This window comes from Streptomyces poriferorum (assembly GCF_019399235.1).
GTDB classification, from domain to species: Bacteria; Actinomycetota; Actinomycetes; order Streptomycetales; family Streptomycetaceae; genus Streptomyces; species Streptomyces poriferorum.
Genome location: NZ_JAELVH010000066.1, coordinates 1 through 20,096, shown reverse-complemented (window position 1 = coordinate 20,096; position 20,096 = coordinate 1). Strand labels below are relative to the sequence as shown.

15 protein-coding genes are annotated in these 20,096 nt (G+C 71.2%); 7 read left to right on the top strand and 8 right to left on the bottom strand.

All coding sequences use genetic code 11. The features are described from left to right. Window positions 1–150: 150 nt before the first annotated feature. Together JGS39_RS14435 and JGS39_RS14430 are read right to left on the bottom strand one after the other, a co-directional pair. Complete coding sequence (locus JGS39_RS14435) at window positions 151–624, bottom strand: GNAT family N-acetyltransferase (protein WP_219569420.1); 474 nt, start codon at window positions 622–624, stop codon at window positions 151–153. 2 nt (window positions 625–626) lie between these two features. Beyond that, complete coding sequence (locus JGS39_RS14430) at window positions 627–1,397, bottom strand: IclR family transcriptional regulator (RefSeq protein ID WP_219569419.1); 771 nt, start codon at window positions 1,395–1,397, stop codon at window positions 627–629. 153 nt (window positions 1,398–1,550) lie between these two features. Between JGS39_RS14430 and JGS39_RS14425 the strand changes: the two genes are divergently transcribed. The 5 genes from JGS39_RS14425 to JGS39_RS14405 all read left to right on the top strand — a co-directional run bounded on the left by JGS39_RS14425 (window position 1,551) and on the right by JGS39_RS14405 (window position 6,919). Next, complete coding sequence (locus tag JGS39_RS14425) at window positions 1,551–3,071, top strand: aldehyde dehydrogenase (NADP(+)) (RefSeq protein ID WP_219569418.1); 1,521 nt, start codon at window positions 1,551–1,553, stop codon at window positions 3,069–3,071. Next, complete coding sequence (locus tag JGS39_RS14420; protein ID WP_219569417.1) at window positions 3,068–3,679, top strand: DUF1349 domain-containing protein; 612 nt, start codon at window positions 3,068–3,070, stop codon at window positions 3,677–3,679. Before JGS39_RS14425 ends, JGS39_RS14420 begins: the two co-directional genes overlap by 4 nt. 494 nt (window positions 3,680–4,173) lie before the next feature. Next, complete coding sequence (locus tag JGS39_RS14415; protein WP_219569416.1) at window positions 4,174–4,893, top strand: Imm52 family immunity protein; 720 nt, start codon at window positions 4,174–4,176, stop codon at window positions 4,891–4,893. A 154-nt stretch (window positions 4,894–5,047) separates the two neighbouring features. After that, a complete protein-coding gene (locus JGS39_RS14410) occupies window positions 5,048–5,767 on the top strand; it encodes a DsbA family oxidoreductase (protein WP_219569415.1) in 720 nt (239 codons plus the stop codon). Window positions 5,768–5,857: 90 nt separating this feature from the next. Further along, a complete protein-coding gene (locus JGS39_RS14405) occupies window positions 5,858–6,919 on the top strand; it encodes an aminotransferase class V-fold PLP-dependent enzyme (protein WP_219569414.1) in 1,062 nt (353 codons plus the stop codon). Between the two features lie 54 nt (window positions 6,920–6,973). Here the strand turns inward: JGS39_RS14405 and JGS39_RS14400 are convergent, their stop codons facing one another. Next, a complete protein-coding gene (locus tag JGS39_RS14400) occupies window positions 6,974–7,459 on the bottom strand; it encodes a MarR family winged helix-turn-helix transcriptional regulator (protein ID WP_219569413.1) in 486 nt (161 codons plus the stop codon). Between the two features lie 168 nt (window positions 7,460–7,627). Here JGS39_RS14400 and JGS39_RS14395 point away from each other — a divergent pair, with 168 nt between their 5' ends. Beyond that, window positions 7,628–8,698, top strand: a complete 1,071-nt coding sequence (locus JGS39_RS14395; RefSeq protein ID WP_219569412.1) for an alkene reductase — start codon at window positions 7,628–7,630, stop codon at window positions 8,696–8,698. A 205-nt stretch (window positions 8,699–8,903) separates the two neighbouring features. Here the strand turns inward: JGS39_RS14395 and JGS39_RS14390 are convergent, their stop codons facing one another. The 5 genes from JGS39_RS14390 to JGS39_RS14370 form a co-directional block, all read right to left on the bottom strand. Next, window positions 8,904–12,989, bottom strand: a complete 4,086-nt coding sequence (locus JGS39_RS14390; RefSeq protein WP_443742891.1) for a carboxypeptidase regulatory-like domain-containing protein — start codon at window positions 12,987–12,989, stop codon at window positions 8,904–8,906. An 848-nt stretch (window positions 12,990–13,837) separates the two neighbouring features. Continuing rightward, window positions 13,838–14,872 (bottom strand): LacI family DNA-binding transcriptional regulator, encoded by a 1,035-nt coding sequence (locus tag JGS39_RS14385; RefSeq protein ID WP_219569410.1) that lies wholly within the window; start codon window positions 14,870–14,872, stop codon window positions 13,838–13,840. Window positions 14,873–14,913: 41 nt separating this feature from the next. Then, entirely contained in the window at window positions 14,914–15,780 is an 867-nt protein-coding gene (locus JGS39_RS14380) for a carbohydrate ABC transporter permease (protein WP_219569409.1), read from the bottom strand. After that, window positions 15,777–16,703, bottom strand: a complete 927-nt coding sequence (locus JGS39_RS14375) for a carbohydrate ABC transporter permease (RefSeq protein WP_219569408.1) — start codon at window positions 16,701–16,703, stop codon at window positions 15,777–15,779. The genes JGS39_RS14380 and JGS39_RS14375 overlap by 4 nt, the downstream gene beginning before the upstream one ends. Then, window positions 16,700–18,022 (bottom strand): ABC transporter substrate-binding protein, encoded by a 1,323-nt coding sequence (locus tag JGS39_RS14370; RefSeq protein WP_219569407.1) that lies wholly within the window; start codon window positions 18,020–18,022, stop codon window positions 16,700–16,702. The genes JGS39_RS14375 and JGS39_RS14370 overlap by 4 nt, the downstream gene beginning before the upstream one ends. A 180-nt stretch (window positions 18,023–18,202) precedes the next feature. Between JGS39_RS14370 and JGS39_RS14365 the strand changes: the two genes are divergently transcribed. Next, on the top strand, window positions 18,203–20,096 hold a 1,894-nt coding region (locus JGS39_RS14365), incomplete at its 3' end, for a beta-galactosidase (protein ID WP_219569406.1).

Genomic DNA, 20,096 nt, shown 5'->3' with positions numbered 1-20,096 from the left:
GAGTGGCGTGGTTCGCCGGTGCGGTGTGGACGATGAGGTCAATCGCCATGAATTCGAGCATGTTATCGGAGTGGTGTTCGAGGCCCCGATGGTCATGGCGGATTACGCGGCGGGCCGGCCGGCCTGCCGCGTGGGACGGGGCGGCGGTCCTCACCCGGGCAGGGTGAACAGCAGCTCGTCCGTCTCCTCGCCGCGCGCGTGCGCATAGCCGTGGTCCTCGCCCGTCACGGCGAACCCGCACTTCTCCAGGACCCGCCGCGATCCCGCGTTGTCGGCCGCGGCGCGTGCGTGCAGCGGGCGTTCCGGTACGACGTCGAGCAGGGCGCCCAGCGCGGCCGTGGCCAGGCCGCGGCCCCAGAGTTCCCGGTCGATCCAGTACGTGACCTGCCGGTCGTCCGGCGCCCCGTACGCTCCGGCGCTGCCGACCACCACACCGTCCTCGAGCACCGTGCGCGTCACGACCGACGGATCCGCGAGGACGCGCGCCCAGTGCGCGTCGAACGCGTGCCGGTCGGCCGGGTCCTCGCTGGTGAAAGCGGCCGTACGGACCGACTCGGGGTCGGACATCCAGGCGAAGAACAACGGCAGGTCGGTGTCCCGCACCGCGCGCAGCGAGACGCCCACCGTCAGAGCCGCCGGGTCGCGAGGGTCAGCCGGTCCCGCGCGTCGAACAGCGCGTCCTTGACCATCTGCTCGTGCGCCGGTGTGAGCCGGGCGACCGGCACCGAGCAGCTGATGGCGTCCCGGGCCGGGGTGCGGTACGGGACCGCGACCCCGAAGCAGCGCAGCCCCAGGGTGTTCTCCTCGCGGTCCACCGCGTAGCCCTGCTCGCGGATCAGGTGCAGCTCCTCGATGAGCTTCTCCCGGTCGGTCAGGGTGTGCTCGGTCAGCGCGGGCAGCGTCTCGGGCAGCATCTTGCGGACCTGCTCGTCGCTGTGGGTGGCCAGCAGCGCCTTCCCGAGCGAGGTCGAGTGCGCGGGCAGCCGGCGGCCGACGCGGGTGAAGGGGCGCAGGTAGTGCTGGGACTGGCGGGTGGCGAGGTAGACCACGTTCGTTCCGTCGAGGCGGGCGAGGTGGATGGTCTCCGTGGTGTCGTCGGAGAGCCGGTCCAGGGTCGGGCGGGCGGCCGCGACGACCTCGTCGCCGTCGATGTACGAGGTGCCTACCAGCAGCGCGCGCACACCGATCCCGTACCGCGTCCCCGTCGCGTCCGTCTCCACCCAGCCGAGCTCTACCAGTGTGCGCAGCAGCATGTAGAGGCTGGACTTGGGGTAGCCGACGGCCTCCTGCACCGCGGCGAGGGAGTGCATGCCCGGCCGCCCGGCGAAGTACTCCAGCAACTCCACCGTCCGTACCGCGGACTTGACCTGTGCCCCACCAGACTCGGCAACCGACATGCCCAACGCCCCTTCCAGCCCACTTGGGAAACCCTGCGACTTCTTGCCAACACCGAACGCCCGGAAATAGAGTCGCTTCATATTCACGATCAGGAACTCTGTTCAGAATACCGAACACTTCTGATGTGTGGCAGTGGAGCGGAAGGAAACACGGTGGCAGCAGCACCAGTCTGGAGCGTCGACCCCCGCACCGGGAACCCGCGTGAGCAGGTTGCGGTGGAGGCTACAGCGGAGGAGGTCGACCGCGTGGTCCGGGCCGCCCACGCCGTACGGGCCTCCCTCGCGGACCGCGCCGTGCGCGCCGCGTTCCTGCGCACCGCGGCCGATCTGCTCGCCGGGGCCGGTGAGCACGTGATCGAGGCGGCCGACGCCGAGACGGCGCTCGGCCCGGCCCGGCTGACCGGGGAACTCGCCCGCACAGCAGCCCAGTTGCGCGCGTTCGCGGAGGTCGTCGACGAGGGTGCGTACCTCGACATCCACATCGACCACGCGGACGCCACCCGCACCCCGCCGTGGCCCGACCTGCGGCGCTACAAGATCCCGCTCGGCGTCGTCGCCGTCTACGCGGCCAGCAACTTCCCGCTCGCCTTCTCCGTACCCGGCGGCGACACCGCCAGCGCCCTCGCGGCCGGCTGCCCGGTCGTGATCAAGGCGCACCCCGACCACCCGGCGACCTCCGAACTGTGCGCCTCGCTCCTGCGCAGGGCCGCGGCGCAGCACGGGCTGCCCGAGGACGTCGTCACCCTGGTGCACGGCTTCCAGGCGGGCGTCGAACTGGTCAGGCACCCGCTCGTCAGCGCCGCCGGTTTCACCGGCTCGATCCGCGGCGGCCGTGCCCTCTTCGACGCGGCGGCCGCACGGCCGGTCCCCATCCCCTTCCACGGTGAGCTCGGCTCGCTCAACCCCGTCGTCATCACCGAGGCGGCCGCCGCCGAGCGCGGCGAGCAGATCGGCGCGGGGCTCGCGGGCTCGATCACCATGGGCGCGGGCCAGTTCTGCACCAAGCCCGGCTTCGTCCTCGCCCCCGCGGGCGAGAGCGGCGACCGGCTGCTGAAGTCCCTCACCGGAGCGGTCAGCGACACCGAGGCCGGAGTCCTCCTCGACCACCGCATGCGCGACGCCTTCCTCGCCGGAGTGAGCGAGCGCGCCGCACTTCCGGGCGTGGAGCTCCCTGTCACCCCCGGAGCCGGCGGCGAGCACACCGTCGCGGCCGGCTTCCTGACCGTACCGGCGCACCTGCTCGCCACCGAGGGGGCGCACGACGCCCTGCTGGAGGAGTGCTTCGGCCCGGTCACCGTCGTCGCCCGCTACACCTCCGAGGACGAGATCACCGCGGTCCTGTCCCGGCTGCCCGGCAACCTCACCGCCACCCTCCAGATCGCCACCGAGGAGGCGGACGGCAGCGCCGCCGGACTCCTCGCCGCGCTCACCCCGCTCGCCGGACGCGTCCTGGTCAACGGCTGGCCGACCGGCGTCGCCGTCGCGCCCGCCCAGCACCACGGCGGCCCGTACCCGGCCACCACCTCCACGTCCACCTCGGTCGGCGCCACCGCGATCGAGCGCTGGCTGCGCCCGGTCACCTACCAGACCACCCCCGAGGCGCTGCTCCCGCCGGAGCTCCGCGAGGACAACCCGCAGGACCTGCCCCGCCGCGTGAACGGACACCCCGCATGACCCTGAGCCTTCCCGAACTCCCCTTCGGCCTGGAGCCGTTCGGCCCCGCCACGGGCTGGAACTACGAGGACGGTGTACTCACCGGCAGCGCGGGCGCCCGACAGGACCGCTTCGTCCCGCCGGGCGGCGACGCCCTCGACACGGAGAGCGACGCACCCCGCCTCCTGGGCCCCGCGCCGGCAGGCGACTTCCAGCTGATCGCCCGGGTACGCGTCGGCTTCGCCGCCGCCTTCGACGCGGGGGTCCTCTACCTCCACGTCGGCGACCGGGAGTGGGCCAAGATCTGCCTGGAGCTCTCCCCGGACCGCCCCACCATCTGCACCGTCGTCACCCGCGGCCACTCCGACGACGTCAACTCCTTCGTCGTGGACGGCGACACCTACTGGCTGCGCCTGAGCCGCACCGGCAACGCCTTCGCCTGCCACGCCTCACCCGACGGCGAGAAGTGGACCTTCGTCCGCGTCTTCGCCCTGGGCGACGCGGACCGGGCCGCCGGCGCGTCCATCGGCTTCCTCGCCCAGTCGCCCACGGGTGAGGGCTGCGAGGTCTCCTTCGACCGGATCGAGTTCCGCCCGACGGGCCTCGCGGACCTGCGCGACGGCAGCTGACCGAAGCGTGACTCGATGCCCCCGCCTTCCTCTCTTGTCCGGAGGGCGGGGGCATCGGTGCGTGTGGGGCTTCCCGTTGGTCGTGGGCGCCTGGAGACCCGAGGCCCGTCACGATGCCCGCTCGCCGGTTCAGCCGAGAGGCACCTTCGGATAATCGCAGTTGGCCGCTTTCCCCGTTGCAGGACGGCGAGAGGTACCCCGGTAGCCGCCTTCGCGCAGGATTCTGTCGATGTCGGCGTTGACGGACTCCGCGCAGTAGGCAGCCGCTCGCAGGTTCCGCATGGCGTTCAGCAGGGCGTCGTTGTCATGTGTGTCCAGTGCTTGAGTGGGTCCCTGCGTCCGGTTGCCCAACGAGGCCGATATGCCTCGGAATTCGCCTCCGTCCAGGCGTTCGAGCGGCTACGGCACGGCCCCCGGGCGGTACCGTCGGCGGGCGGGCTGACCCGGCGGACTGCGGCCGGACTCGCGGCGGCACACCACGGTGGAGGCAGGACATGCGACGTATGGTGCGGGTCTTCTGGGGCCCCCGGAAGGAGACACCCCAGGAGCTGGCGGGACGCTGGAAGGCAATGCTGGACGCGCTGCCCGCGCTCCTTCCGGCAGCCTCCTCCGTGCCCACGGGACAGCCGTGGACCTGGACCCGGCACCACACCTCCGGCCGCCCCACGGAGCTCCGGCCCGACGAGGCGGAGCTGGCGGCCGCGCTCCAGGCCGACCACGACTCCCCGCAGACCTCGGACGGGGCCGGGCTGCGCCTGGCGAGCCAGGGTGAGCCGGGCTGGGAGGCCGGGGTCTCCGGGCGCGGCGGCGGTGAGTCGGAGTACGTGACCCAGGCCGTCGTGCTGACGGTCGTCTCCCCGGACGGTGCCGAGGTCCCCGAAGCCGCGCTCCTCGCGCTGATCGCGGACATCTGGGAGCCGGACTTCGGTGATGCGACGGACGACGAGTTGCTCGACGCGCTGGAGGACCGGGCCGGCTTCGACTACACGCTCTCCCATGTGAGCGTCGGCCGGCTCGCCTACCTCTCCCCGGGGCGCGCGGGGCCGGCTCCCGCCGGGGTGGGTGTGGCCCGCGAGGAACTGCGCGGGGCGGGCGTACTCCTCGACATCGCGCCTCCCGGGGACATCGAGACCGTCGTGGACGCCTATGTGCGCCTCCGTGACGCCGGAGCGCTGGATCCGCTGCCCCGTCCGATGGACCGCACCGTCCTGTAGCCGGGTAGCCGGGTGGCCGGGTGGCCGGACCGCTGGTCCGAGGCAGGGCCCGGGCCCGGGAATGGCCGGCACCCCGATACGCGTTTGCCCCTGAGCGGAGGGTCCCTCCGTGCTGCGGGAGCAGCCGCACGAGAGCCTGGAGAGAAGAAGAGTCATGCGCGTCGAGATCTGGAGCGACATCGCCTGCCCGTGGTGCTACATCGGCAAGGCCCGGTTCGAGAAGGGCCTGGCAGGGTTCGCCCACCGCGACGAGGTCGAGGTGGTCCACCGTTCCTTCGAGCTCGACCCCGGGCGCGCCAAGGGCGACACCGCGCTGGTCATCGACATGCTGGCGCAGAAGTACGGGCGCACCCCCGAGGAAGCGCGCTCCATGGAGGCGAACGTCGCGGCCAACGCGCAGGCCGAAGGGCTCGGCTACCGCGCCGAGGGCCGTGACCACGGCAGCACCTTCGACATCCACCGGCTGCTGCACCTGGCCAAGGCCCGCGGCCGCCAGGACGAGCTGCTGAACCTCGCCTACCGGGCGAACTTCGCCGAAGAGCGTTCCGTCTACGACGACGAGGTGCTGGTCGGGCTGGCCGTCGAGGCCGGTCTCGACGCGGACGAGGCGCGCGCGGTGCTCGCCGATCCCGAGGCGTACGCGGACGAGGTGCGGGCCGACGAGCGGGAGGCGTCCGAACTGGGCGCCAACGCGGTGCCGTTCTTCGTGCTCGACCGGCGCTACGGCATCTCCGGCGGCCAGCCCGCCGAGGTCTTCGCCCAGGCGCTGGAGCAGGCATGGAAGGACCGCCCGCTGACCGTGGTCGGCGGAGACGCGGCGGCATGCGACGCCGACGGGGCCTGCGAGGTTCCGCAGGCCGGCGGCACTGTCTGAGCCTGTGAGCTGCACCCATAAGCTTCGCTTGGGTGGACCCCTTAACTCTTGGTGATTGACTATGAGTTAAGGGGGATTCAGGCTGGGCCCATGATGATCTCTTCGCTCAGCCGTGCGGTGGCCGCCGAGTTCGCGCCGGAGACCGCCTACCTCAACACCTCCTCCTGCGGGCTGCTGCCCCGTCGTACCGTCGACGCCGTGAAGGCGCTCGCCGAGGAGAACGCCACCGGTCGCAGGGCCGGTGCGGGCGACTTCGGCGCGGTGGACCGGGCCAGGGCCGGCTTCGCGCGGCTCGCCGGGGTCGACGCCGGCCGGGTCGCGGTCGGCAGCTCGGTCGCCGTCCATGTGGGCCTGATCGCCTGCTCGCTGCCGGCCGGGGCCGAAGTCCTGGCGCCCGAGGGCGAGTTCAGCTCGGTCACCAGCCCGTTCGCGGTCCGTGGTGACCTCCGGATGCGCTACGTACCGCTGGCGGAGCTGGCCGACGCGGTGCGACCCGGGACCGCGCTCGTCGCCTTCTCCTCGGTGCAGTCAGCCGACGGCCGGCTCGCCGGCCTGGACGCGGTACGGGCCGCTGCCGCCGCCCACGGGGCCCGTACGCTGCTCGACGCCACTCAGTCCGCGGGCTGGCTGCCGCTGGACGCGGGGGCGTACGACTACACGGTCACCGGTGGCTTCAAGTTCCTGCTCTGCCCGCGGGGCACGTCGTTCCTCACGGTCACCGAGGACGCGCAGCGGTCGCTGCCGCCGGTCTTCGCGGGCTGGGTCGCGGCCGCGGACTCGTGGAACAGCCTGTACGAACCGGTCGGGACGCTCGCCCCCGACGCCCGCCGCTACGACGAGCCTCCCGCGTTCCTCCCGTACCACGGCGCCGAGCACTCCCTCGCGCTGCTGAACGAGATCGGCGTCGACGCCCTCCACGACCACGCCACCGGGCTCGCGGCCCGGTTCCGGCAGGGGCTGGAAGGGCTGGGCCACAAGCCCGTGCCGGGGACGACGGCCGTCGTCGGCGCGCCCGGGCTCGGTGGCCGGGCCGCGGACCTGGAGCGCGCCGGGGTGATGGTGTCCGACCGGGCCGGCAATCTGCGGGCGGCCTTCCACCTCTACAACACCGAGGCCGACGTGGACCGGGCGCTGGACGTGCTCGGGGGCTGACCCTGGGGCGTCAGCGGTTCTCCGGAGGGTCCGGCCGTTTCCCGCCCGAGGCCATCAGCGGTTCTCCGGGCAGTCAGCCGTCTCCCGGCAGAGGTTCTCCTCGACCCGGGCCAGCAGTCTGGCCAGCTCCTTGCGCTCCCCGGTGTCCAGGCCCGCGAGGGTGTGCTCCTCAAGGCTCGTCCAGGCCCGTTCCACGTCGGAGAGCAGTGCGCAGCTGTTGTCGGTGGCCTCGACCAGGACGGCCCTGCGGTCGGCCGGGTCGGGGCTGCGGCGGACGTGTCCGGACTGCTCCAGGCGCTGGAGCATCTTGGTGACGGTGGACGGGTCCAGGTCGACCGCCTTGATCACCTCGGACTGCCGGACCGCCCCCGCGTCCCAGAGGTACATCATCAGGAACTCCTGGCCGGGGTAGAGGCCCGCCCCCTTGAGCAGCTTGCCCGCCGCGATCCGGTGGAGCCGTGCGACCCGCGACACGGCATGGCTGACCGGACCGCCGCGTGCGGCGCTGGGCAGCTCGGTACAGGCGGGATCGGAGGTCATCGGGGCTCCTCTGGTGGTGCGCGGCGGCTCCGCGGCCGCCGGACGCGGCGTCCCGCCAACTTTACCTTGGTCGGCCAAGTAATGCGCTAGAGTGGCACCCGTCGCAGATGCTTGGTCGACCACATAGTTTTGGTTGGCCGACCACATATCTCTTTCTGGGGGCTTCTCATGACCACCGCATTCGACCCGCTCGACCTGGCCGGCACCCCGCTCGCCAACCGCATCGCCCTGGCGCCGATGACCCGCAGCCGGGCGGGCGAGGGTGGGGCGCCCGGTGAGCTCACCGCGGAGTACTACGCCCAGCGGGCCTCGGCCGGGCTCCTCATCACCGAGGGCATCCAGCCGTCGGCCGGGGGCCAGGGATACCCGAGCACCCCAGGACTGCACAGCGCCGCGCAGATCGCCGGCTGGCGCAACGTCACCGACGCCGTGCACGCCCGGGGCGGCAGGATATTCGCGCAGGTCATGCACACCGGCCGCATCGGCCACCCGGTCCTGCTGCCCGACGGGCTCGTCCCCGTCGGCGCCTCCGCGGTCGCGGCCGCAGGGCAGGTCTTCACCCACGAGGGTCCGAAGGACTTCGTCACCCCGCGCGAGCTGACCGACGCCGAGATCCGGGCGACGATCGCCGACTTCGTGACGGCGGCGCGCAACGCGGTGGACGCCGGCTTCGACGGGGTGGAGCTGCACGGCGCCAACGGATACCTGATCCACCAGTTCCTGGCGCCCAACTCCAACCTCCGCACCGACGCGTGGGGCGGCTCCGTGGAGGGCCGGATCCGCTTCGCCCTGGAGACCGTGCGCGCCGTCGCCGCCGAGATCGGTGCCGCCCGCACCGCGATCCGCCTCTCGCCCGGCAACGGGTACAACGACATCGACGAGCCCGCGCCCGAGGCCACGTACAGCGCACTGGTACAGGCGGTCGAGCCGCTCGGGCTCGCCTATCTGCACCTCGTCGAGGGGGCGGCCGGCGACCGTGAGCTGACCGAGTCCCTGCGCAAGCAGTTCAACGGCACCCTCGTCCTCAACCCGGCGAGCGAGGGGCCGACGGGACCCGAGGCGCTCGCGCTGATCGAGGAGGGAGTGGCCGACATCGTCTCGTACGGCGTGCTGTTCCTGGCCAACCCGGACCTGCCCGAGCGGCTGCGCGCGGGCGGTCCTTTCAACACCCCGGACGCCGCCACGTTCTACGGGGGCGACCACCGCGGTTACACGGACTACCCGGTTCTGGGAGCGTGACGCCGGGCGGCACGGGCCCAGGGAAGGTACGGGTTCCGCGGCGCGCGCCATCACCGCCGGACGGCTGACGCGTCACCCGACGCGTCAGCCGTCCGGAGGCCCCGGCCGACTCGAAGTCCCGGCGGGCCGACGTGGACCGCCGGCTGCCGGTTCGGGTAGACCGGTGTGCGGCGGGCCCGGCCCGGGGGTGGGCCCGCCGCGTTCCCTACGCCTTCTTCAGGGTGAAGTCGGTGGTCACGGTTCCCTTCTTGATGACCTTGACGGTGGCCACCGTCGGGGCGTAACCGTCCTTGGCGACGATCACGGTGAGGGGGTTGTTACGGGCGTCCAGCCAGAGGGAGTAGTGGCCGTCCTTGTCCGTGATCAGGGTGTACGAGGACGCCCATGAGTCGATCTGGACGGTCGCTCCCTTGAGGGGTGCCGTGGCGCCGGTGGCCGACTTGCCGAGCACCGTTCCGGTGATCTTGCCCCAGGTGTTCGGCGGGGCCACCGTCATGGTGACGGGGACCGCTGCCACCGGGTAGGGGGTGCTGGCCGAGATGCCGATCTGGGCCGTGAACTCACCGGGCTGGGTGATCTCCTCGACCGAGGCGTTCACTGCCACCGCGACCGAGACGCTGTCCCCCGGGTGGAGTTTGACCTCCGAGGGGTCCAGCGACAGCCAGCTGACGTCCGAGCCGCCGGCCTGGTCGTAGCCGGCCAGCAGTTCCACCGCGGTGGACGGGGAGCTGGGAGCGTCCGCCCCGCCGACCTTGTAGAAGCCGGGGGCTCCGCCGCCGCGGTAGGTCGCCACGTCGGCGTTGGGCAGGGACGACCAGGTCCCGGCGTCCGGGTCGTAGGCGTACCCCGCATTGGTGAGGGCGCCGCCGCTGACACCGGAGGAGACCAGCAGCAGACCGTTGGCCGCCGTGTAGGACGAGGCCCACACGGTCTCCGGCATGTCCGGCAGGGCAGACCAGGAGTCGGCGGCGGGGTCGTAGGCGTACGCGGACTTCAGCTCACCGGCACTGTTGGTTCCGCCGGCGCAGTACAGCAGCCCGCTGATGGTGCCGCAGGATTCCCAGGCCACGTTCTCCGGGTAGTCCGCCGCGGTGGACCACGAGTCGTCCGAGGGGTTGTAGACCGTCACGGAAGTGGAGCCGCACGCGGTGGTGCAGCCGCCGACGGAGTACAGCTTGCCGTTCAGGACCGCGGAGCCCGCGCCCGCCAGCGGAGCCGGCGAGGAGGCGCCGGTCGTCCAGGTGTTGGAGGCGGGGTCGTAGATCTCCAGCTTGGCGTCCGGATCCCCGCCGGCGCCCCAGCCGCCGGCGATGTACAGCTTCCCGTTGATGAACCCGCGGGCCGGCGCCTCCCGGGTGTCGGCCGCGTCGGCCAGCTTCGTCCAGCCGTCCGCCGCGTCGTAGGAGTACAGCGACCTGGTGTCGTCCGTACCGTCGTAGCCGAACGCCGAGTAGACCTTGCCGTCGTTCACGGCGACCGCGTTGTCCATGACGGCCTCGGGCAGGTCGGCCACCGTCTGCCAGGCGTCACCGCCTTCGGCCGGAGAGGCCGTGGCGCCGGCGGTTCTGCCGGCCTTCCGGCTCTTCGATGACAGGGGCGAGTAGGACCCCTTCTCGCTGATCAGCGGGGCGCCCGAAGCGGCCGGTGTGTAGGCGCCGCTCTTCTCCTCCAGCTTGACGGTGGCGTCGGCGCCACCGGTGTTCTTGATCGTGACGGTTCTGGTGGCCGCACCACCCCAGGCGACCGGGGCGGTGACCGCGGCGGGGGTGACCTTCAGACGTCCCGCCTTGAGGGAGAAGTCCTTGGTCACGGTCGAGTCGGCGGCGAGGGTCACAGCCTTGGAGGCGCTGGTGTACTTGGCCTTCGCGGCCGTCACCGTCTGCTTGCCGACCGGCGCGAAGGCCCAGAAGAAGCCGTCACCGAGCGCCGCGTCGTCCGGGGTGGCGGCCGAGGTCGTGCTCACGGCGCCGTCGCCGGTACCGGTGAGCGTCCCACCTGCGATGCCGGCACCGGTGTTGGCATCGGTGACCTGCCCGACCACGAGGCCGCCGGGGACGGCCGACAGACCGCGGGAACCGATGAACACGTCATCGAGCTGCCACCACCAGCTGAACTTGCCGGTGAAGTGGAACCGCACCCGGACGTCGGACTTGCCGGCTTGGTCGGTGAGCGCCAGGGTGACCTTGGAGCCGGTGACGGCGGTGGTGTGCGAGGAGACCTTGGACCAGGTGGTGCCACCGTCCGAGCTCACCTCGACGTCGGCCTTCTGGCCGGAGTACGGCTTGTAGCTGGTCCGGTAGCTCAGCTCGGGCAGCTCCGTGCCCGAGAAGTCGTAGAACGGGCTGGTCAGTGTGGAGTCCTGGATCTTTCCGCTGCCCGCCTTGTCGCTGTCCACGATGGCGAAGGCGCCCTTGCCGCCGGTGGTGTTCGTCCGCTTGCCCGGGTCGTCGAATTCCCATCCGCCGGTGGTGCCCTCGGCGTTGTCGACGGTCCAGCCCTCGGGGGCGGACGTGGTCGAGTCGAAGGGCTCGGTGACGCCCTCGTCCGTAGCGGTGTACCCGGGCGCGGTGCCCGCCCAGACATCCACCGGCAGGCTCACATTGGCGGAGACCGCCGAGTCGCCCACGGTGATGTCCTTGGAGGCGCTCCGGTAACCCGGGTAGTTGCTGGTGACCTTCAGGGTGTACGACTTGCCGGCCGGGAGGTCGACCGCATAGGTGCCGGTGGCCGGGTCGGTCTCCACGGGCGTGCCGGGCGCCCCCTCGACGCTGATCGCCGCGTAGAGCGGCCAGCCGTGGCCGGAGCCGTCGGTGACCTTGCCGGACACGGTCCGGGTCGGGACCGGGGTGAGCGCGAGGTTCCTGGTCACCGCGCCGCCGTCGGTGATCTCGACGCCGGGGAAGGTGGCCGTCGTGTAGCCGTAGGCGGCGACCTTCAGGTCGTAGGTGCCAGGCGGAAGAGTCAGTGAGTAGGCGCCGTCCGCACCGGACGTGGCCCGGGAGTCGCCCGCGGTGATTTCCGCGCCCGCGACGGGGTCGCCCGTGGTGGTGTCGGTGACGCCACCGCTCAGCACGCCCTGCGGCCCGCTGCGGAAGGCCTGCACGCCGTTGGGCGTGCCGAGACCGGTCGGACCGTCCCAGCCCGTACCCGCACTGCACAGCTTGGCCGGGGTGCAGGAACCGTTGGTGCCGTCGACGACGTCGTTCAGACCGCTGCCGCCGGCCGCGTAGGGGTAGGCGGCGGGGTAGGAGCCCGTGGGCGGGGTACCGGCGGCCGCGTACACGCCGGCGATGATGGGTGAGGAGGCGCTGGTGCCGCCGTAGACGGCCCAGCCGTCCCCGCCGTAGGTCTGGTAGACCGAGACACCGGTCAACGGGTCGGCGACCGCGGCGACGTCGGAGACCGCGCGCTTGTCGCAATCGGTGCTGACGCCCTCCTGCCAGGCCGGCCGCTCCTCGTAGAGCGAGCAGCCCGAGCCCGGTCCGCCGTAGCTGTTGGACCAGACCGATTCGGACCAGCCGCGGGTGGTGGACGAGTCCTGTTCCAGGGCCGTGCCGCCCACGGAGGTCACGTACTGGGAGGCCGCGGGGTAGGACACGCCGTACGCGCTGTCGCCCGAGGAGGCGACCACGGCGACGCCCGGGTGGTTGTAGTGGGCGTCGAACTCGGTGGTCTCCGCCGGGTCCTCACCACTGCCCGGAACGCTGGAGTAGCCCGTGCCGTAGGAGTTCGAGACGTACTTGGCGCCCTGCGCGACCGCCTGGTCGACGGCGGCGCCCATGTCCTCGAAACTGGCGGAGGCGGCTTCGACCAGGACGATCTTCGCGTACGGCGCGGCGGCCGAGACCATGTCCAGGTCGAGCGAGATCTCGCCTGCCCAGCCGCTGTTGGGCGCCGGGTAGTCGGTGCCGCCGCGCTGGTCGACCTTCTTGAAGCAGCCGTTGTCCGTGGTGCAGGCGGGCAGTCCGTACTGCGCCCGGTAGACCGCCAGGTCCTCCTCGGCCGTCGGGCCGTCGTAGGCATCGACGATGGCGATCGTCTGACCGGCCCCGCCGTCGGCCGGCAGGTTGTACGCCCCCTGGAGCGCGGTGGCGCCCCACCCGTCCGGGGTGGCGGCGTCGGGCTGGACGCCCTTCCTGGCGCTCACGTCGGTGCGGCGCAGCGCGAAGCAGCGGACGTGGCCGGGCCCGGGATCGGCGCAGGAGGCCTCCACGGACGGTTTCGTGTTCGGGTCAGCACTCGCGGAAGCCGTCGCGGTCGCCGCCGGAGCGGTGAGTCCCAGTAATGCGATGGCTGAGGCGCCGGCCAGGGCGGTCAGCCCGGTCCAGGCGGATCTTGTCCGTCTGGCAGCCGGTCTGGATATGCCGGTGACAGTCAATTGCGTGTCTCCCATGTGATGCACGGGTCGACCACACGCTTTTCAGGTCGACGGCGAATGGTTTTCGCCGGTCACCACTTAGCCGTTATTTGGGAGGCATATGTCAATGATGCGATCGTTAATTGTTTATTTCTCGCGGGTCGAAGCAGATCATTTTCGAGCGAACCGAGAGGAAAGAGACGTCCGGCCGATTCCAGTGGTCCAGGCCTTTGGGTGTCCCGTCGTTCGGCTCGCGCGGTGGCGGAGCGTGCGGGGGTGGCGCGGAGCCGCCCAGGGGGACCCCATGTGCCGGCAAGTCGCAGTATCGCGGTCCAGAAGCGACGTCCGGGCCGGCGGGGTCGGACGACCATGATCGGCGGTGTGCGTTCGGAGGGAACGCGCCAGGGTGGTGAGTTCCATTTCGGCCAGGTGGTCATGGCTCAGTGGGGCGGAGGCTGCGGGGCGATGCCGTTGACCGGCGCACTCGCTGATGCGGCAGCGATTTCGCGACCGGTTTCGGACATGATTTGTGTAGACGGCACGGGTGCGGTGGATATCTGCTTGCGGACGTTAATGGAAAACGCTGCTCCGCTTACGGGTTCCGTGTGACGGTTTGCCGGCCGGGCGGAAAAGAGCCGAAAAGGGTGAGCGGTTGGAATGTTTATCCGAGGCGGTCCGGCGAAGATACCGGCGGACCGGGGAAGTCAAACCCGGCTCGAAGGACTTCCGGATGGAAGAGCGGGAGGGTGGAGGGCGGGGGGCACGGCTGCCGGGACACCCCGTTACGCCGACTCGCGACGGACGAGCTCCGTGGGCAGTATCACCGCGGCCGGGTCCTCCCCGCCGATCTGCGCCAGCAGCACCCGTACCATCTCGGCGCTGATCCGGTCCCAGGGCTGACGGATCGTCGTCAGCGCGGGCCGGGAGGCGAGGGCCGCGGGGGAGTCGTCGAACCCGCCCACCGCGACGTCCTGCGGCACCCTGCGCCCGGCCTTCTCCAGAGCGGCGAGCACACCCTGCGCCATCAGGTCCGAGGCGACGAACACCGCGTCCAGATCGGGTGCCCGCTCCAGCAGCAGCCCGGCGGCCGCCTCGCCGCCCGCCCGGCTGTAGTCGCCCGGCACGATCAGCGCGTCGTCGGCGGGCAGTCCGCAGTCGGCCAGCATCTCGCGGTAGCCCGCGAGCCGCTCCACACCGCCCGGGGTGTCCAGCGGGCCGCTGACCGTACCGATCCGGCGGCGCCCCGACTCGTACAGGAAGCGCACCATGTCCCGGGCGCCGTCCCGGTCGTCGGCCGCCACGTAGCTGACCTTCGACTTCTGCCCGAGCGGCTTCCCGCAGGCGACCAGGGGGACGCCCGCCTCGTGCAGCTGGGCGGCGACCGGGTCGCCCGAGTGGCTGGAGACCAGCAGGACCCCGTCCACATGGCCGGCGATGTAGCGCATGTTCCGGCGGCGCTCGGCCTCCGTGCCCGCGATCATCAGCAGCAGCGGGATGTCGTGCGCCGCGAGGGCGCTCGTGCAGCCGCGCAGCAGCACGTTGAAGTTCGGGTCCTCGAAGAACCGCTCCTGCGGCTCGGTGAGCAGGAACGCCACCGAGTCGGAGCGTCCCGTGATCAGCGACCTGGCGTGCCGGTTCACCGTGTAACCGGTCTTGCGGATGGCGGAGTTGACCGCGTCCAGCGCGGCCGGGCTGACGTTGTGACCGCCGTTCAGCACCCTGGAGACCGTGCCCCGGGAGACCCCGGCCTCCCGCGCCACGTCATGGATCGTCGGCGGCCGTCGGCGTCCCGTACCGGTCTGTTCTGTGCGGCTCATGGTGCATGATCTTTCGTCAGGTGACGTCCTGGCGGGGCCCGTCAGGACTTTACGGCCCCGGAGAGCAGGTCGAGGCTCCAGAACCGCTGGATGACCAGGAACAGGGCGATCAGCGGGACGATGGCCAGCAGCGCACCCGTGATCACCAGCGTATAGAGGGCCGGAGTGTTGGAACCCTGCTGGAGCAGGGTGAAAAGACCCAGCGTGACCGGGAACTTCTCGTCGTCGCCGAGCATGATGTACGGCAGCAGGAAGTTGTTCCAGATCGCGACGAACTGGAAGAGGAAGACGGTCACCAGACCCGGCACCATCATCGGCAGCGCGATGGTCCGGAAGATCCGCCACTCCCCGCCGCCGTCCATCCGGCCGGCCTCGATCACATCGCCCGGCACGGCGGCCGCCGCGTAGATCCGGGCGAGGTACACCCCGTACGGGGAGAGGATCACCGGCAGCATCACCGACAGGTAGGAGTCGGTCAGGTCCGCCTTCGCCATCAGCAGGTACTGCGGCACCGCCAGGATCACCGGCGGCATCAGCACGCCCGCCAGCAGGATGTTGAAGATGCTCTCCCTGCCGCGGAAGCGGTACACCGCCAGCGCGTACCCCGAGACGGCGGAGACCGCCGTGGACAGCAGCGCGCCCACCCCGGCGTAGAGGGCCGAGTTGGCCATCCACTTCCAGTACACGCCGTCCCGGTACGCGGACAGGTCGGCGACGTTGTCCGCGAAGCCGGAGCCGGGCAGGAAGGTGAAGGTGGAGAAGAGCTCGCTGCCGGACTTGGTCGAGGCGACCAGGATCCAGGCGACGGGCAGCAGACAGTAGAGCGCGCCGGTCAGCAGGGCGGCGGTGGGGACGAGGGCGAACCGGCGGGGGGCCGCGGTCAGGGGCCTCAGGTGCGGCGTGGTCACTGGGAGGCCCCCTGCTTCGTACGGGAGTTGGCCGCCTTGAGGAAGCCGAAGGACAGGGCCAGGGTGGCGACGGCGATGATGACCGCCTGGGCGGCCGCCGCGTAGATGTCGTTGTTGACGAACGCGTCCTGGTAGACCTTCATCAGCGGACTCCAGGTGGTGGAGAGGGAGTTGGTGAGCGGCTTCAGTGTCGTCGGCTCGTTGAAGACCTGGAGTGTCGCGATGATCGAGAAGAAGAACGTCAGCACCAGTGAAGGCGCCACCATCGGGATCTTGATCCTGAGCGCGATCTGCAGCTGCGAGCAGCCGTCGAGCCGGGCCGCCTCGAAGATCTCGGCGGGGATCGCCCGCAGCGAGGTGTAGATCACGATCATGTTGAAGCCGGTGCCGCCCCAGACCGCGATGTTGGCGAGCGCCAGGTAGAGCGGTCCGCCGTCGAGTAGATCCGGCTGCGGCAGACCCGCCTTGTCCAGCAGGAAGTAGAACGGGCTGACGTCGGGCAGGTAGAGGAAGCCCCACATCAGGGCGGCGACGACGCCCGGGATCGCGTACGGGAGGAAGATCGCCAGCCGGGTGAAGCCGCGCAGCCGGAGCCGTTCGGTGTCCAGGAGCAGGGCGAAGAGAAGGGCCAAACCCAGCATCACGGGGACGACGATCGCGCCGTAGCCGAGGATGCGCAGCGCGCCGTGCAGCAGTTCCGAGTCGGAGAGCGCGTCGGTGTAGTTGGCGAACCCGGCCCAGATCTCCTTGCGGGCACCCTTGCCGAGGCCCAGTCCGCTGACCTCGGTCCGGCGGAGGCTGAGATAGAGCGCGTAGCCGATGGGCAGGGCGAAGAAGAGCAGGAACAGCACCGTGGCGGGGATCAGGAAGGCGTACGGGGCGCTCTTGACCCCGTACGGCTTCCGGCGGCGTGCGCGTGTCACTCGGAGACTCCGAAGCCCTGCTTCTTCAGGTCGGCGACGGTGGCGTCCTGCATCGCGGTCAGCGCCGGAGCGAAGTCGGACCTGCTCTTGGCGGCCTTGGCGAAGTTGTCCTTGAAGGCGGTGTACGCGACGTTCACGTTCGGGCCCCAGGCGGCCGGGGCGGTGCCCTGGGCGATCTTGGCGGCCTCGGTGTAGAAACCGGGCTGGTTGGCGAAGTAGGCCGGCGGCTTCGCGAGCGCGCCACCGGTCTGGGCGGCCGTGGCGGCGGGATAGATCCCGCTCTCCTTCACCAGCGCGGCGAGCGCCGCCGAGTCGGTGTTCAGCCACTTGGCGAAGGCGGCGGCGGCCTTCTTGTGCTTCGAGTCGTTGGTGACCGCGGTGGAGGAGCCGCCCCAGCTGCCGGTCACACTCTCGCCGGCCGTCCACTGGGGGAGCGGGGCCATGGCCCACTTGCCCGCGGTGTCGGGGGCCGCGGTGGTCAGGGTGCCGGGCGCCCAGACCGCGCTGACCCAGGCGATCTGCTTGCCGGTGTTGAGCGCCTTGTTCCACGCCGGGGTGTACATCGGCTGGTTGTCGATGGCGCCCTCCTTGACCAGGCCGCCCCAGAAGCCCGCGACCTTCTGCGTGGCCGGGTCGTCGATCGCGACCTTCCACTTGTCGCCGCCGGTGGTCCACCACTGGGCGCCGGCCTGCTGGGCGAGGCCCGCGAAGAGGCCGGAGTCGTTGGAGGAGAACGTGGTGAGGTCCTTGTCCGGCGCCTTCTTCTTCAGCGCGCGGGCGGTCTCGGCGAACTCGTCCCAGGTGGTGGGCACGGACAGGCCGTACTGCTTGAACAGGTCCTGGCGGTAGTAGAACATCAGCGGGCCGGAGTCCTGCGGCAGCGCGTACAGGGCGTCCGATCCCAGCGTCGCCTGCTGCCAGACCCCGTCGGCGAACTTCCCCTTGGCGTCGCCCGCCTCCTTGGATATGTCGGCCAGCACGTCGTTGGAGACCAGGGTGGGGAGCGCCTGGTACTCGGCCTGCACCAGGTCGGGGGCCTTGTGCGCCTTCGCCGCGGTGATGATCTTGGTGACCAGGTCGTCGCCCGAGGCCTGCTTCTTCACGGTGACCGTGATGCCGGCCTTCTTGCCCTCGCCCTTGTTCCAGATGTCCGCGACCTTGTCCAGGCCGGGGGCCCAGGCCCAGTAGGTGAGCGATACGGGGCCGGAGGCGGCCGGGCCGTCGCCGCTGCCGTCGTCGTCCGACGAGCCGCAGCCCGTGAGCAGTGCGGTGGCGGCGAGCACGGCGGCCGTGGACGCCGCGACGATGCGGTACTTCATGGATGTCTCCCCTGACGAGAAGCGAGGGTGCAGCGCTGATGTGCGCTGTGAGCGTTCACAGTAGAGAAACGAAACCGACACTTGTCAATGGTTGATGCTGTGCGGTTATGTTGGGCCTGCGCCACCGAGAGTGTGTGTGCACGTTCCCAGAAGTTGTACCAAAGAGCCCAGGAGACGCCCATGCCGCACACCCCTCGCGCGACTGCCCCGCAGGGACTGCACCAGCTGGCCTTCGGCGGCGACTACAACCCCGAGCAGTGGCCCGAGGAGGTCTGGCAGGAGGACATGCGCCTCATGCGGGAGGCCGGCGTCACCATGGTCAGCGTCGGGATCTTCTCCTGGGCGCTGCTGGAGCCCGAACCCGGCACCTACGACTTCGGCTGGCTCGACCGCCTCCTGGACCTGCTGCACGCCAACGGCATCCGCGCGGACCTCGGCACCCCCACCGTCGCCCCGCCCGCCTGGTTCTACCTCGCCCACCCCGAGGCCCTGCCGGTCAGCCGGGAAGGCGTCCGCTACGCCTTCGGATCACGCGGCGCGATCTGCCACAGCAACCCGGACTACCGGGCCGCCGCCGCGAACATCACCGAACAGCTCGCCCGCAGGTACGGCAGCCACCCGGCCCTCGCCCTGTGGCACGTCCACAACGAGTACGGCGTCCCGGTCAGTGCCTGCTACTGCGACAACTGCGCCGCCCATTTCCGCCGCTGGCTCACCGCCCGTCACGGAGACGTCGAAGCCGTCAACGCGGCCTGGGGCACCGCCTTCTGGGGCCAGCGCTACCACGGCCTCGACGAGATCGACCCGCCCCGCACCACGCCCACCGTCGGCAACCCGGCCCAGCAGCTCGACTACGCCCGCTTCGCCGACGCCACCATGCGCGAGAACTTCTGCGCCGAGCGCGACATCCTGCACCGGCTCGCCCCCGGCATCCCCGTCACCACCAACTTCATGACCGCCCTCAGCCAGTGCGACTCGGTGGACTACTGGGCCTGGGGACGCGAGGTCGACCTCGTCACCAACGACCACTACCTGATCACCGACGGCCGCCGCACCCACGTCAACCTCGCCATGGCCGCCGACCTGACCCGCTCGGTCGCGGGCGGCGCCCCCTGGCTGCTCCTGGAGCACTCCGCCGGCGGCGTCAACTGGCAGCCCCGCAACCCCGCCAAGCGCCCCGGCGAGATGGCCCGCAACAGCCTCGCCCACGTCGCCCGCGGTTCCGACGGCGCGATGTTCTTCCAGTGGCGCCAGTCCCTGCGGGGCGCGGAGAAGTTCCACTCGGCGATGCTCCCGCACGCCGGCACGGACTCCCGGATCTGGCGCGAGGTCACCCGGCTCGGCGCCGATCTCGGCCTGCTGAACGGGATCCGCACCACCCGGACCGTCGCCGACGTGGCCATGGTCTGGGACTGGCAGTCCTGGTGGGCGCAGTCCCTGGAGTGGCGCCCCAGCCAGGACCACGACGCCCGGGAGCGCGCCGACGCCTTCTACGCCTCGCTCTTCGACCGGCACCTCACCGTCGACTTCGCCCACCCCGACGCCGACCTGTCCGGCTACCCGTTGGTCGTCGTCCCCGCCCTCTACCTCGCCACCGAGGAGTCCGGCCGCAATCTCCGCCGGTACGTGGAGGGCGGCGGCACCCTTGTCGTCTCGTACTTCTCCGGCATCGTCGACGCCCACGACGCCGTGCACCCCGGTCCGTACCCGGGCGCGCTCAGGGACGTACTGGGGCTGACGGTCGAGGAGTTCTCCCCGCTCGCCGAGGGCGGCACGGTCCGCCTGGTCCCTCCCGAGGGCGCCCCCGAGGGCCCGGAGCTGACCGGGGACCTCTGGTCGGACGTGGTGATCCCGCGCGGCGCCGAGACGATGTGGTCCTACGCCGACGGCATCCCGGCAGGCGGGCCCGCCGTCACCCGCCACCGCCTCGGCGAGGGCACCGCCTGGTACGTCTCCACCCGGCTGACCGGCGCCGACCTGGACGCCGTGCTCGACCGGGCCTGCGAGGACGCCCGCATCGCGCCCCGCACCGGCCTCCCCTACGACGTCGAGGTCGTCACCCGCACCGGTGACG

Coding starts and splice junctions, on each gene's coding strand:
- JGS39_RS14370 (WP_219569407.1), bottom strand. CDS start 18,022: ATGAAGTACCGCATCGTCGCGGCGTCCACGGCCGCCGTGCTCGCCGCC.
- JGS39_RS14405 (WP_219569414.1), top strand. CDS start 5,858: ATGATGATCTCTTCGCTCAGCCGTGCGGTGGCCGCCGAGTTCGCGCCG.
- JGS39_RS14420 (WP_219569417.1), top strand. CDS start 3,068: ATGACCCTGAGCCTTCCCGAACTCCCCTTCGGCCTGGAGCCGTTCGGC.
- JGS39_RS14395 (WP_219569412.1), top strand. CDS start 7,628: ATGACCACCGCATTCGACCCGCTCGACCTGGCCGGCACCCCGCTCGCC.
- JGS39_RS14415 (WP_219569416.1), top strand. CDS start 4,174: ATGCGACGTATGGTGCGGGTCTTCTGGGGCCCCCGGAAGGAGACACCC.
- JGS39_RS14410 (WP_219569415.1), top strand. CDS start 5,048: ATGCGCGTCGAGATCTGGAGCGACATCGCCTGCCCGTGGTGCTACATC.
- JGS39_RS14430 (WP_219569419.1), bottom strand. CDS start 1,397: ATGTCGGTTGCCGAGTCTGGTGGGGCACAGGTCAAGTCCGCGGTACGG.
- JGS39_RS14385 (WP_219569410.1), bottom strand. CDS start 14,872: ATGAGCCGCACAGAACAGACCGGTACGGGACGCCGACGGCCGCCGACG.
- JGS39_RS14400 (WP_219569413.1), bottom strand. CDS start 7,459: ATGACCTCCGATCCCGCCTGTACCGAGCTGCCCAGCGCCGCACGCGGC.